Consider the following 13,575-nt stretch of genomic DNA (forward strand, 5'->3'; position numbering starts at 1 on the left):
ATGTGGGCGAATCATTGGCGTTTAAAATTCTATCATTATTGTCAAATATTGAGCCAGAAGCGTACGATGCAATCTCGCGCACTAAACTGGCTAAAGCCAAGGTCACTATACTGTGCCGCGTAACACGAGTTATTAAAAGTTCATCATCACATTAGATAAAACTGGTTTTATATGATTTCTCATGATTATTAGAATTGTTATTATTTATATCTCTTCTATTAAAAAATCCGTTTGCATGAGGTCCAGTGGTCTTTTTCTTTGAATCATCCGTATGCTGCTCTTCTGATGAATCCTGGAGCTGCGGCTGTCTTGGTAAAGTCAAAGGTACGTAAACTTTTATACCATACATGGCTTCATGATATGTCGTCCCAACGGGATAACTACCAATAAAAATTATACGAGGCATATATCCTGTCTGGGTTTCATATCCCTCCATCGCTTTTGTCGTTTCCTTAAAATAGAAGTATTTATCTGGTTTGTGATTGTCATGAGATTTTTCTGGTTTTTCCGGGTTTTTCTGTTTTTTCGGTTTAGCTCCAATTGAATCCGCTAAAAAACCATATTGTTTATGAAGATCTGAATCCATAGGTACATTTAAAAAGAAATGCCATGAACTTGCCAAGACTTTCCGAATGAACGGATGATAAAACTTATTAGTCCAATCAGTCGCATTGGGATACTGCGATGATTGTTGTGTTTTTGATTCACTGTCATGTCGTGGGTAATTTTCGATTACACATCCTTTATCGGTATCATAATATGGAGGTGATGTAATCGCCATATCGAAACGCATATTCCCGGTGATTTTAAATATATCGTCCAGGTCTAAATTTTCAATCGCTGAATTAAATGCTTTGAAGGTAACCTTGTCTAAAGGATATTGGTTTTTCATATGCTCAAATATCTGTACATAATTTTCTTTCAATACAGGATTAGCATCATTAGAAACAATAACGGAGGGGTTTGGGCTGCCATTTCCAAGAAAGTAAGCTAATGCCCCCACTAAACGATCGCCCCAGCCGCCAATAGGATCGAATATCCTTTTTACTGAAGAAACATATCCGTTTTTTACTAATAGATTGGCTGCTTCTATGACGCAATATGGGTCGAGTTGGCAAACGAATGCGTTTCTTGAAAGGGCTCTCTTGATGTCAGAAGGTTGCAGATTTTTATCAAGCTCAATTTCCTTACTAAGCCATATGGTAAAATGTTGCGGGGCTTTTTGCCATCTGTCTTTTGGAGAGTATTTTTCTTTAGCTGTAGCACTACGTTGGTCTGTAGTGAAAAAACCCGATGTTTTTTGGCCCGCTGGAGAAGCATGAAAATTAGTTGGGGAAGTTGGTTCTGTATATGTCTCGATATCGCTTATATCCGGCGGAGTCAGCTTTGTATTAGGTTTTTTTGTTTCTTTAAAAAGAGTCTCAGCTTTTCGTAAAAGCTTGTCAAATGATTTATTCGCTTCGGTCAGGGTTGGCTTATAAAACTCAAGAGGAAATCCGTCAACGCTTTTACTTTTAAAAAACATGATAACACTCCATGCAAACGCCCTTTTAAAAAGCGTTGTCCTCGTGTCTGATTGACGTTCTGCATTTGTGTCATTCCCGAAATTGAGTATATATTGTATGTCCATAATAAATTTTTTATGCAGCTCTTTATAGTCTGCTGAATCGAAATTAAAAGTTTTTAATGAACCTGAAAAAACATACTTGTCCTGACATTTTTTATATCCAGAAGCCACGACTTTGAGTAAGGCTAAAATAAATATATCTGGGTGAGTAATACTAACCCCATTTTTGATAAAGTGTTGTGAATTATTGTTGAAATTATGAGCTAAAAGCGTCATGACAAGAGCGGCTGCTTCGTCATCAAGATGGTTTTTTGCAGCAATGTCTTTTATGAAATCAAGAGTGATATCAGCGCCATAGAATGTAACCGTATCTGGTATGCTGTTCTCTTCAAATAAAATCTTCCACTACGCGCCATGGAAGGCTGAAAGCCGAGGCGCGTAGTCCGCGATAGGCTGCGATTTTTTTAAACAGCCCGAAGGGATGTTAAAAAAATCTTTCTGCAGCCGTTAAGTCATTGGTGAAGGCGTACGCTTTGCTCGTTCAGAGCAAACGTGCCGTAAACAGGACGCTCGCGGCACAAACACTTCGCGCGTTGGCGAGTCGATTTTGGGGACTTGGATGTCCCAAAATCTTTCATGAGGTGGCGCGACTCTTGTCTATGAAAATTTAATCCCTATCATTGGGAGGATGTTTATATTGCAGATATAACAGGCTAAGCCCAATCACAGGAATGAAGATATCAGACCAAAAAATAATACCGGCATTTCCAGGGGCAAAATTCCCGGCAACGATCATTTGATAGATATGGCCTCCTGCTGCGCCCCATAAGAACATCGAGGGGGCTATCATTGTGGCAGTGCGAAAACCTAAACCCGACCAAAAACTTAAAATCCCTAATACCCCAAACCCTAAACTGGCAAAGCCGACTTCAAGTTGGAAGGGGCTTTGGCTCCAGCCGATAAAGGCTGCAGCCATGTCACCAAAGAAAACATGTACGACAAAATTGTAAATATAGCTGATGCCGATATTAAATATTAAAAAGTAAGAAAACAAAATATCGATGCACTTTGCCTTCGATATCGGTTTTGCTTGCAGAGCCAGGGAGATACCGGCAAAAATGATACTTAAGGCAAATAACGTCAAGGTAAAATTGGCCAGGATAAAAGCTAAAAATGATTCCATTTTTTTCCTTAAGGAAGTAATAAAATATACTTTTCAGGGTAACTTCATTCTGATACAGAATACATCCTTTTTAATATTCATTTTCCAGCATCAGAACATTTTAATTTTTTGTGAAGGCGATATCGCCGTCATCCATCAACTGAATACAGAGTCCTGCATGAAAATCTTTACCGGGATTTGGATTAACAATTTGATTCTTCTTTGGATCATACTTAAAACTGTATCTATAATAAGAAAGAATTTGGCTGCCATCCGTATGGATGCTTGCATGGTAAACATCAGGCACGCCAATATAGCATTTATTTCCCCTGTCATCATTATAACTTGTAATAACATTGTAATCGTTCTCGCCTGGTCCACGCATGATGGAAATATTGAAACGGGCTCCACCGGAACGCACCATGCTCCAGTTACCAAGAAGCTTGCCGGGCGTCGGCATGTGCGCTGGATCATAAAACACATAAGAGGTGTTGCGAGTGGTCAAAGTCACTGAATGAGTGGCATCATTGCGGGTCACGGTTTCACCGCTCATACAGGTAAATGAGGTATTGGAGGAAACTTGACACATGTCCGTAGATGCACTTCCACCAGGAAAAGTATAGTTAATATAGTAGTCCTGTCCTGGAGCATGGCTGTTGGTAATATTTAAAGTGTAGGTATTAACGCCGTCAAAATATTTCCAAACTTGAATAAAGGGATCTGTTGAGGCTTCCTGAGCGGAACCAGCAGCTAAGGCATGATTAAAAATCAAAAAGAATAATCCAGCATATAGAATATTGATCTTTTTTATTCGCATTATTTCTTAAACTCTTGTGATTTTCAGAAGAAGGAATTTTACGCCTAAATGAGCCGTTGGAAAACCTTTTAATCCTTTTGTCATAAAAATTTGTTGTTTTGTCCGTCGTTTAATTTAATAACCTCAAACATTCAAAACTTTGGAAGTTTGCAAAAAATCTTTTACGGCCAATAGATCAATGTAAGCCTTTTTTTTGTCAGCTGGGTTTCGCAAGAGATAAGCTGGATGATAACTGACCATAAAAGGAATTTCTTCATAGTGATGAAGATGATTACGCAACTGCTTAAGCGGAAGCGGCTTATCCAGTAAAAATTGTCCGGCAAAACGCCCTAAAGCAAGAATTAGCCGGGGTTTAACCAGCTGGATTTGACAAATTAAAAAAGGGCTGCATTGGGAAATTTCTTCCATGTCAGGATCACGGTTATTTGGAGGTCTGCATTTTAAAACATTGGCAATGTAAAAATCATCTTCTGTCATTCCAATGCTCTGCAACATTTTGTTTAGCAGGATTCCCGCCTTACCCACAAAAGGTTTTCCTTGTTGATCCTCATAAAAACCAGGAGCCTCGCCGATGATCATGAGTTTTGCTTTTGGATTGCCGCGAGAAAAAACGGTTTGCCGACGTGCTTTATGCAGCGAACAGCGTGTACAGGATGCCACTTCGGTCGCTAAGGCGGACAAATGCTTTTCACAGGATAAAACAGGCTGGCGTTCCATCCAGACATCAATTCCCATGGCTTGCAGATAATAGTGCGTTAATGCCTCTGACATGAAAAACCTATCAAGACTGAAAAAGAAGTGTTGTTAACACAAATATTGTAGCAGGCTTGTTGTTAAGAAAGAAATGTTAAACCATTTTATAAGCAACGGATGATAGGTTTGTCAGTAAAACGGATTTACAATTTCAACGGCAGAGGATGTATTAGCTTCCTTTTTGCTTTGTTTGTGTCGTTTATGGCGGTTAAAAAAGGTGGTTGAATACTCAGACTTGTCCTCTCTTGTATGTTTTTTGCGGATTCTTTCATCCTCGGGAAGAGCTTTGTCTTTTCCATGAATATGGTTAAAATCCGATATTTTTTTGCGAACGACTCTTTTGGAAAAAGGTAACTGGGTCTCATAAGACTGAAGGGCCATTTCTTTAAATCCAAAGCTTTGATAAAATCCTTTCCCTTGCTCAGAGGAAATCAAAGACATGGATTGAATGCCTAATTCGTGACATACATCATGCAATGATAAGAGGAGCGCAGAGCCCAGTTTCTGCGCACGATATTTGGGATCGATGGCCAATGAATGTATAGCAACAGCCTTTTCTTCTAAATCAAAGCTGACTGAAATACAACCAAGAAGGAAGCCTCGTTTTAAACAGGCAAGACACAATCCATTTTCATTGCTGCCAAGCACATAACTGGGTTTATACTCCTCTGCTTCCCCCGAAGGGAATACCTCCTCAATCAATAGATTAGCTTCCTGGATTTCACTGTCTGCTTCCTCTATGACTTGAATGGTAAACTCCGTTCTAGCTAAAGATTTTCGCAGTGATTTGGATAAAATAGAGTATAAATCTACCGTCTTGCTGGTAATGTCATCAAAATGAATCATTAATCTCCAATAAAAACAATTTTATTAAACGTTCTCTTTCACATTTGCGTTGATAATGCTTTATCTCTTGGAATGAAATCACACTCCTTAGCAGGGCCAGAACCAATGGGATGGCTTTTTTCAGAGCAAGGTTCATCGACTTCTTTTGAAGCTTTGGCTGCTTTATTCTGTGTATCGATGGTCGTGTTATCCTTGCTGGATGCAAACCAAATGACATGGCGGTTTGCTTTAATCAAGCTGCTATTTTTTTCTTTTGTTTCGGTAAGACTGGCTAATAAAGCCGCAATTTCATCATGTTTTAAATAATCTGCCAGCTCCTTGGCCGTTAATTCTAAAATTTCTCCTGTGGGTTGAATTTGATATCTGGCTTTTAATTCGAGCTGAGGCTGATATTTTAACAAGGATTTGACTTGTTGAATGCCGTTGATAAGCACCGCATGGTGTAAAACGGTGCAATTGCTTACATTGACAATATATCTAGGATGATAATCAGTGGCATTTTTAACTGGTAAAGGATGAATCGGTTTCTGTAGGGCTTGGATGATTCTTTCTATATCTCTTGAAGTTGCGGATTTGATTTTGTCACTGTTGTAGAACTGAGGAAAAATATCAAAAAGAGTGGAGCAACCTTGATAAATTAAAACACAGGTCTGATTGTTCTTATTGATATAATACAGTCTGTAGTTACTGGCTGCTATATAAGCCTCATTGGCATCAGGCAACGCTAATAGAGCCTCGGGGCTTACCGGATCATCTAAATAACAAAGCTGGCATGCTTCTAATGTTCTTAAGCTTGAAGGAAAGGATGTCTGCTGATTAATATCGCCGTAGGCGAGATTTTCTTCAAATATTTCTGCCACATTTATTCGATGGCTCATATCAAGCCAGTAAAAAAGCCCGCGAATATCGTGATTAAAATAAGATTTGTTACGTCAAGCAAATGTTCCAGGTTGGGAGTGATTTGACTTTGCTGCAGTGAATTCATTAAATCAATAAGCCGTTTTTTTTCCGCTCTAAGATATTGTAATTGCGCTTGTGTGGTAGGGGAATTAAATATCAATATGACTTGATGGGCTCTTATGTTTTCACCTGCCTGCACATTCAGGCTTTTAATATAACCGTCATCAGGTGCCCTCAGAGTTATCGTGTCATAAGTGATCAAACCTGAAAACCGAACCAGGATGTATTCATTCACTACCTGGTAAATAAGAATAAGCAAAGGAATACTCAAAAGCAGAACGAGCATAATCCAACGAAGTTTGGGTGGTGTTCGTAGACTTGGATGGTATTTGACGGGCAAAGTGTCCTTTGTCCGTTTTTTTGTCAGTTGAATTCCCATGTTGTTAGTATATCATCTATTTTGTTTTTCGAATGACCCACCACGGGGCCATGCTGGTTTCCTGATGACCTTTGAACATGATCTCATTCAGGATAAAAAACATGGCCATAAACCGTAAAAACAACTGATATAAAGGCATTAATAATAGCCAGCCTATGAGTGTAAAGTCCTGTCGCGAGCGCTCAGAGACTAAAAGCAGGAAAAAGATATACAATAAACCACTCATGATCAGATAATAACTGTAAACCAACAAAAACACGGCAATGATTTTAGCCAGATCTATGGTGAAAATGAGTAAAACCGTATAAAAAACGAGAACAAACGGTAAGACCAGTTGATAATATAAACCATACCAACTGAAAAAGAACAATCTGGCTCGGCTCATCAGCGAGGAGCTGAATTTTCGCCAGTGCCTTCTCACATAGATATAAAATAAATCGCCATCCCAACGCAGTCGTTGTTTCAATAATCGTCGTAGACTGACAGGTACTGTGGTCCAGGCAATAGCATATGGCTCATGAATGATTTTAAGATGTGGGTAACGACTGGCGTAAACATGAATACGCAAAGTAAGGTCGAGATCTTCCGCCGTACCGTTCAACCATCCACCAATTTGTTTTAAAAAACCGGTTCTGAATATACCGAAAGCACCCGAAATATTGTTGGTTACATGCAGTTCCGTTAAGCCAAATCGTCCCAGCTGAATACCAATCATGTATTCAATAGACTGAAGACGGGTAAGAATGGAAGACCTGATGTTTCTGACTCGAAGTGCTCCAGATACAGCGATCACGTTTGGATTGCGGAAATGGGCTGCCGCTTTCGTAACGGTCTGATTATCAATAGAAGTATCGGCATCGAGCATGATTAAAACTTCCCCCTTCGCTAATTTCAGACCAAGATTCATTGAGCTGGCATGCCCACCACGCGCTTTTTTTTCAATGACTTTGCACGTTCGATTAGGAATGGAGTCAAATATTTTGGCAATTTGATGAGCACTTGCTACGGTTTGCATATTTTCAACAGCATTATCGATGATAAGCAGTGTTTCTATTTTGCCGGGATAGAGCTGTTCGGCTACTGCTTGCATTGAAATATATAATTCTTCCCAGGTTTCATTGTAAGCGGTAATAACCACCGTGACGATAGGGTAATAATTTACTCTTAACGAAGGGGGAGAGTATTGCATCTTGAGCCAACCTTTAATAGCAAAAAGTAAGGTTAGCGCATGAAAAGGCAGCTCTATGAGTACAATAAAAGGAAAAAAGATAAAAATAAACATCATGACATCGTTGGATGCAAAGATGGACATCAGATAATAAATAATCTGATATATAAAATCAGTCATTTTCCTTAATCCGGTTATAAAGTTCGGCTAATAGCAAATCTTCTTCAATGCTCTTTTCAAGAATTTCCGAAGAAGTCATCATTGCTGTGCGAAGTTTGATTTTACTGTCATTGATGGACTGTTCTTCAGTAAAAGCTTTGATGCGCGTAGAAAGTGTCGTGGTTCCTTCGAGAGGTGTCATGGGCAAGAAAAATAAAATGGTTTTGTTATCTCTGGAGACCAGATCTGTACTTCTTAAAAGGGTTCTGATTCGTTCAAAAAATTCCGCAAACAATCTTTCCGTTTTCAGTGCACCATGAGTGGCAACCAATTCATCTTCGTTTTGAATGCTTAAAGCCATCAAGCTAAATGAAAGTTGTTCATAACGTCTGGCTAATAAGGTCTGCCAGTGCACAATCATCATAAAAATACTCAAATCAATCAATTTTAAAAACTGGCTCAGCTCAACGATAAAATATTGATCAATGCCTTGGGCCAGTGACTCACCACGTCTTGCCAGTCGATACTCATATAGTTTTTTTGCGGGTAAATCAGCTGGATCAGATAATTTGTTGCAGACCATGCAGACCGCATTGACCTCTGGTTCAAAGAAAAAATGATGACATTCTTGGCATATCTTATCTTCTATAGGCTTATCGTAATCAATACCCACGTGACGTAGCCTTGTTCGGCAACGGCTGCAAATGAGTTCTTCTCCTTGCAGAAATTCCGGCAAAGGACCGACGTTTCCACAAGTAAAACAATGAATAAAAGATTGTGTCGTGATACGTATGGATTGGCAGTTTGGACAGCAATTTTTAAAATTGAGCAATCCTGAACTACAGAAAGGACAAGCCTGGATTTCATCAATCAATTTTTCATGTTTAAGTAATTTACGGGTTTCCATACCGTGTAGCATATACTCATAATGCTGGGGATCATTATGGTAATCTATGACTTCTAACAAAGGATATTGTATGCCTGTATGAGAATGGTAATCCAGAAATCCTTTCAGTATAAAAGGATCCCTGACAAATAGGTATTGACTGAGCAATTTTTCAAAATCTTCTATCTTTCTTCCTTTTTCTGCCTGAATCAACTCCATACGTGATTGGAGACTTTTTGCACGTTCAACAGCTGCTTCATCAAAATAGCCATCAAGAATCTGTTCATGATGTTGTGGTGGATGACCAATATAGAAAATGGGCAACAGTTGGTAATTTATTTTTTCTCTTAGCTGATAAAGACAATTTATAGAAACATATTCAATATCGATAACAACAAAAAAACAGCCATCGTCAGGCAATTCCTTAGAGTCTTCAATTCGAATAACATGCTTGGACAGAGATTTTTCCACTTCTTTTTCTGTGATGATGTAGCCTTTATTTATTGGCATTAAACAAATTCCTTCTTCAAGGATGTTTTTGTTTGATTATAAATTATATGTATGAAATTTTTGTGGCTATTTCAACTCCATTCACAAAAGCCCATTGTTTTATCCTTCAATTTATTGATTGACAAATGATTTATGCTCTGGAATTCTCTTTTTATTTTCTTCATAAGGAGTGTTCTGTAATGAGAAGACTTGTCTTTTCTGTTTTTGCTACACTGGCCTTATCATCTGTTCAGGCAGATGAGTTGACCAGCTTTCCGCAGGTCGCTAATGCGGTTGCCAAAGGTAAGTCCATTCATTTTATTTTTCATCTAAACCAATGTACGGCAGATTATACTTTACCCCGTAATGTGGTCTCGGTTAAACCTAATGCAGTATTATTAATGGGTAACAGTAAAATTACGGCTTCTGATCGTCATTTTACAATGGACGAACCCGCTTATAAAGGTGTTCCGATTTACAGTTATGCAAAAATGAATCTGGATGCAGAAGGCCACGGTTCTTTAAGAGTGGATATCATGCATGCTGAAAATTATGCTTTAATAACCAGCCATATGTTTCAGTGCCCTTTTGGTAAAGGAATGAAAGTCTACAGTTAAAAACAAATGAAGTTGCAGAGTGTATACCAGGCTGCGCAAAAAAGAATGCTGCCCAGATGGCAGCATTCATCAATATGTGAGTTTTGCAGAAGATGAGTTATAGCTTTCTGAGCGCTTATCGTTCTTCACATACTGTAAAATAACCATGACGATATGGATTGCTGCGGCTACGGAAAACATAATCACGGCATTGCTCGCCTCTTTCGTCAACATAACGTTTTTCAAAACGGAAAGAAAAATCCGCAAAATTCATATCCTGGCGCAATTGCTGCTGCTCTCTGGCTCTTTCTCGTTCTTTATGCTCGTGAAAAAAACGACTGAGTTTACTTGCGTATGAGAAAGACATTGCTAAAGAAACCAGGATGATCATTAAACCTATTTTTTTCATAATTGATCTCTATAAACTCAAAGCGATCATAATTAAACCATAATTTTGCTGTTTAGCCAAGAATTAATCACTCGACTTTATGAATTTTTTCGGCTTACGAATCACCGCGGCATCGACGCAATGTCCATCACCAGTATATTTATCAAAATCCAGCGTTTTCCAAGACTTTGATAAATAGCATTGGCTTTTTATAGGCCCCGAGGTCAAACCACGGGGATTCGTATATTTTTCACAAAAGTCGAGAATTATTTTTTAATGAGTATTTTGCAAAAATGATTTGTTAAGACTATTAATTTAATATTATCCAAAAGTCGTTGATTTTTAGAAGCCGTCGTTTGTATTTTATAAAAGACGGCCCATAAAGGTTGCAAATGGAGATGCAATGATGAGCATAAAAATACTTCTTCTTTACTATTCCAGTTATGGACATATAGAAAAAATGGCTTATGAAGTGATGAAAGGCGTTAAAAAAATTGACGGCGTGGAGGCGGCAATAAAAAGAGTACCTGAGCTTGTTCCTGAAGATGTGGCCAAAAAGTCAAATTTTAAGCTGGATCAGGATGCAGAAATTGCCTCCCCAGAAGATCTCATGGATTATCATGGCATTATTTTTGGTACACCAACCCGCTTTGGTAATATGTGCTCTCAAATGCGAAATTTTCTTGATCAGACCGGTCAAATGTGGCTGCAAGGAAAACTGATAGGGAAAGTAGCCAGCGTTTTTACCTCCACAGGGACAGGAGGGGGAAACGAAACGACCATCACTTCTTTTTGGAATACCTTGGCTCATCAGGGAATGATCATTGTTGGTGTTCCTTATTCCTGTGAAACCTTGCAGAACATATCGGAGTTTCGTGGCGGCTCTCCCTATGGCGCGGGGACTGTGGCAGGCGTTGATGGTAAACGCATGCCTTCCGATTTGGAGTTGGACATTGCCCGTTTTCAGGGCGAGCACGTGGCGAAAATTACTAAAAAATTACATTCTTAGTGCTGAAATTTTGAATGGAGACATTTTGGGAGTGTGTTATGGGAATATTGGTGAATGGAGAATGGAAAGAAGATAAGGATTTTGAACGAGATTCGGAAGGACGATTTGTCAGAAGCGGGACTCAATTTAAAAACATGATTGGAGAAGATGAACAATTCCCCGCCGAAAAAGATCGTTATCATCTTTATGTTTCTCTCGCCTGCCCGTGGGCACACCGCACTTTGATTTTCAGAGAACTGAAAGGGTTACAAAATATTATTTCGGTAAGTATTGTTCATACAGATATGCTGGAAAAGGGCTGGGAGCTCAAGGATGAAAAGGGCAGAAGCACAGATTCTCTATATGGATTTCAATATTTGCATCAGCTTTACAGCAAGGCTGACCCAAGTTATTCAGGCCGAGTGACGGTTCCTGTTTTATGGGATAAAAAACAGGAGACGATCGTTAATAATGACTCTGCTTATATCATCAGAATGTTTAATAAAGCATTTAATGAACTGACGGGAGACAGACAGGATTTTTACCCCAAGGCCTTGCAATCGGAAATTGATGAGATCAATGAGCTCGTGTATCACAACATCAACAACGGTGTTTATAAATGTGGTTTTGCCACTACCCAGAAAGCCTATGAGGAAGCCTTTGCCAATCTGTTTAACGCATTGAATGAAGTGGAGATGCGTTTAGGTCGACAGCCTTATCTGATCGATAAACAGTTAACAGAAGCTGACTGGCGGCTGTTTACTACATTGATTCGTTTTGACGCTGTTTACTTTGGGCATTTTAAAGCCAATTTAAAACGCATTAAGGATTATTCGCATTTGTCGCAATATTTAAAAAAACTATATCTTTATCCTGGTATTCGTCAAACGGTGAATATGAATCATATCAAACGACATTATTATTTCAGTCACAAGCATATTAATCCTACTCAGATTGTTCCTGTTGGTCCAGAACTTGATTATCTTGAAGCCTAAAAATACACCCTGTCATTTTTCCTGATTTTTTATTTTTCCTCAGGGGAAAGAGAAACGTCATTTTTAAGTGTTCAATGGAAATAATGAAGCGAGCAAAATACATAAAGATTATTGGCCCATGTAACGCAGCTTCGTCTTTTTTGCCTCTTTGGACGCTTTTTGGAATTTCAAGTGCTCATTTACTCCATGTAAACTGCGCTTTTAAACTTCAAAATGCGTCCAAATGTTCTAAAAAATACTGTGCTGCGTAACATGAGTTATTGATTGAAGTGGTCAACAAAATACAATAGAATCACTTCGCTTAAACTTTATTCAAGGAATAATAAAAATGAACCAAATTTTTAAGATATTAATCATGAGCTTATCTTTTTTATTGCTCGCCAGTTGTGCCAGCACCACGGTTTTTCCGGAAGGGGGTAATAAGTTTTCTCTGGTAGCTACTTCCAGCTCTGAAGGAATGGCGGAAAGCGCAGCAAAGAAAAAAGCCAGTGAATATTGTAGCAAGCAGGGAAAAGAACTCGTTGTTCTGAAACATAAATCCCTGTACCAAGGTGTCGACAAGTCACAAAAAGCCCTTATAGGTTTAGCAAGTTCCATTTTAACGGATCGGGCAAACCCTGCCTCATCCAGCGATGATTACCGGGTTGAGCTTAAATTCATTTGTAAATAATTTTTCTTCAATTTGTTATCGAACAGACTTTCCGCCCGCTGCTTGACGGGCGAAAGTTTTACAAAAAGCTTCAATAGCCGACTTTGTAGATTTGACCCGTCTGTAAGCCTTCAACACTTTTACTATAAGCTAAAGCTGCCTCCGCAGCCGTGACGGGTTTGTAGCCACGAAAATAAGCTGCGTAATTTTCCATGGATTCTTTTATGACTGTGGGGCTCACGCTATTAATGCGAAGGGCATTGGGCATTTCCAGGGCCGCACTTTTTACAAAGCCATCAATGGCACCGTTCACCATGGCTGCTGAACTGCCGTAGCGGATAGGATCTATATTTAAAATGCCGCTGGTCAGAGTAAAAGAGCCATGTTGTTTTAATATATGTCTGCCTTGCAAGACTACATTGACTTGTCCCATAAGTTTGTTTTTAAGGCCGATTTCATAATGTTCCTGGTGCATGTCTTCAAAGGAAGCAAAGTGCACTTTACCGACGGTCATTACCACCGCATCGATGTCTTTGATCTTTTTATACATCTTTTCAATGGAGTTCTTATCGCTTATATCCACACGTATATCACCGCTGTGATGCCCGGCGAGAATGATTTCATGTCTTCCCTTAAGTTCAGCAGCGACAGCCTGGCCAATGGTTCCGGTTCCTCCTATAATAATGACTTTCATATGTGCCTCTTTTGGGAATAAATGATTTTAGATTGTCATATTTTTGAAAAATGTTAAACGATTAAATGAGTAAATAATG

15 protein-coding genes are annotated in these 13,575 nt (G+C 39.0%); 4 read left to right on the forward strand and 11 right to left on the reverse strand.

Annotated elements, in window-relative coordinates; translation table 11 throughout:
• Positions 1 to 151 precede the first annotated feature (151 nt).
• The 9 genes from E4T55_RS08145 to E4T55_RS08185 all read right to left on the reverse strand — a co-directional run bounded on the left by E4T55_RS08145 (position 152) and on the right by E4T55_RS08185 (position 9,207).
• Positions 152 to 1,843: a hypothetical protein gene (locus E4T55_RS08145; protein WP_058501060.1), complete on the reverse strand. Its 1,692-nt coding sequence runs from the start codon at positions 1,841 to 1,843 to the stop codon at positions 152 to 154.
• 391 nt (positions 1,844 to 2,234) lie between these two features.
• Positions 2,235 to 2,750: a DUF6790 family protein gene (locus tag E4T55_RS08150; RefSeq protein ID WP_058501035.1), complete on the reverse strand. Its 516-nt coding sequence runs from the start codon at positions 2,748 to 2,750 to the stop codon at positions 2,235 to 2,237.
• A gap of 100 nt (positions 2,751 to 2,850) precedes the next feature.
• Positions 2,851 to 3,546 carry a hypothetical protein gene (locus tag E4T55_RS08155; RefSeq protein ID WP_058501036.1) on the reverse strand — a complete coding sequence of 232 codons (696 nt, stop codon included), beginning with the start codon at positions 3,544 to 3,546 and terminating at the stop codon, positions 2,851 to 2,853.
• Positions 3,547 to 3,669: 123 nt separating this feature from the next.
• Positions 3,670 to 4,317 carry a uracil-DNA glycosylase gene (locus E4T55_RS08160; protein WP_058501037.1) on the reverse strand — a complete coding sequence of 216 codons (648 nt, stop codon included), beginning with the start codon at positions 4,315 to 4,317 and terminating at the stop codon, positions 3,670 to 3,672.
• Positions 4,318 to 4,428: 111 nt separating this feature from the next.
• Positions 4,429 to 5,145 (reverse strand): GNAT family N-acetyltransferase, encoded by a 717-nt coding sequence (locus E4T55_RS08165; protein WP_058501038.1) that lies wholly within the window; start codon positions 5,143 to 5,145, stop codon positions 4,429 to 4,431.
• Positions 5,146 to 5,183: 38 nt separating this feature from the next.
• Positions 5,184 to 6,023 carry a hypothetical protein gene (locus E4T55_RS08170; protein ID WP_058501039.1) on the reverse strand — a complete coding sequence of 280 codons (840 nt, stop codon included), beginning with the start codon at positions 6,021 to 6,023 and terminating at the stop codon, positions 5,184 to 5,186.
• Positions 6,020 to 6,484, reverse strand: a complete 465-nt coding sequence (locus E4T55_RS08175; protein ID WP_058501040.1) for a hypothetical protein — start codon at positions 6,482 to 6,484, stop codon at positions 6,020 to 6,022. Before E4T55_RS08175 ends, E4T55_RS08170 begins: the two co-directional genes overlap by 4 nt.
• A gap of 16 nt (positions 6,485 to 6,500) precedes the next feature.
• The gene (locus tag E4T55_RS08180) at positions 6,501 to 7,832 is read right to left on the reverse strand and encodes a glycosyltransferase family 2 protein (RefSeq protein ID WP_058501041.1); all 1,332 of its coding nucleotides are present in this window, start codon (positions 7,830 to 7,832) and stop codon (positions 6,501 to 6,503) included.
• Complete coding sequence (locus E4T55_RS08185; RefSeq protein ID WP_058501042.1) at positions 7,825 to 9,207, reverse strand: TackOD1 domain-containing metal-binding protein; 1,383 nt, start codon at positions 9,205 to 9,207, stop codon at positions 7,825 to 7,827. The genes E4T55_RS08180 and E4T55_RS08185 overlap by 8 nt, the downstream gene beginning before the upstream one ends.
• A gap of 179 nt (positions 9,208 to 9,386) precedes the next feature.
• On the opposite strand from E4T55_RS08185, the gene E4T55_RS08190 reads away from it, so the two are divergent.
• Complete coding sequence (locus tag E4T55_RS08190; protein ID WP_058501043.1) at positions 9,387 to 9,803, forward strand: VirK family protein; 417 nt, start codon at positions 9,387 to 9,389, stop codon at positions 9,801 to 9,803.
• A 115-nt stretch (positions 9,804 to 9,918) separates the two neighbouring features.
• On the opposite strand, the gene E4T55_RS08195 is transcribed toward E4T55_RS08190, so the two are convergent.
• Positions 9,919 to 10,191 (reverse strand): hypothetical protein, encoded by a 273-nt coding sequence (locus tag E4T55_RS08195; RefSeq protein ID WP_058501044.1) that lies wholly within the window; start codon positions 10,189 to 10,191, stop codon positions 9,919 to 9,921.
• Between the two features lie 382 nt (positions 10,192 to 10,573).
• On the opposite strand from E4T55_RS08195, the gene wrbA reads away from it, so the two are divergent.
• The 3 genes from wrbA (at position 10,574) to E4T55_RS08210 (ending at position 12,823) form a co-directional block, all read left to right on the forward strand.
• Entirely contained in the window at positions 10,574 to 11,179 is a 606-nt protein-coding gene (wrbA, locus tag E4T55_RS08200; protein ID WP_316409766.1) for an NAD(P)H:quinone oxidoreductase, read from the forward strand.
• Between the two features lie 38 nt (positions 11,180 to 11,217).
• Positions 11,218 to 12,153: a glutathione S-transferase family protein gene (locus E4T55_RS08205; RefSeq protein WP_058501046.1), complete on the forward strand. Its 936-nt coding sequence runs from the start codon at positions 11,218 to 11,220 to the stop codon at positions 12,151 to 12,153.
• A 328-nt stretch (positions 12,154 to 12,481) separates the two neighbouring features.
• Positions 12,482 to 12,823 (forward strand): hypothetical protein, encoded by a 342-nt coding sequence (locus E4T55_RS08210; RefSeq protein WP_058501047.1) that lies wholly within the window; start codon positions 12,482 to 12,484, stop codon positions 12,821 to 12,823.
• A gap of 70 nt (positions 12,824 to 12,893) precedes the next feature.
• Here E4T55_RS08210 and E4T55_RS08215 read toward each other — a convergent pair whose 3' ends face one another.
• Entirely contained in the window at positions 12,894 to 13,496 is a 603-nt protein-coding gene (locus tag E4T55_RS08215) for a short chain dehydrogenase (RefSeq protein ID WP_058501048.1), read from the reverse strand.
• Between the last annotated feature and the right edge of the window lie 79 nt (positions 13,497 to 13,575).

The sequence above is a fragment of the Legionella israelensis genome (assembly GCF_004571175.1).
In the GTDB taxonomy this organism is placed as follows: Bacteria; Pseudomonadota; Gammaproteobacteria; order Legionellales; family Legionellaceae; genus Legionella_D; species Legionella_D israelensis.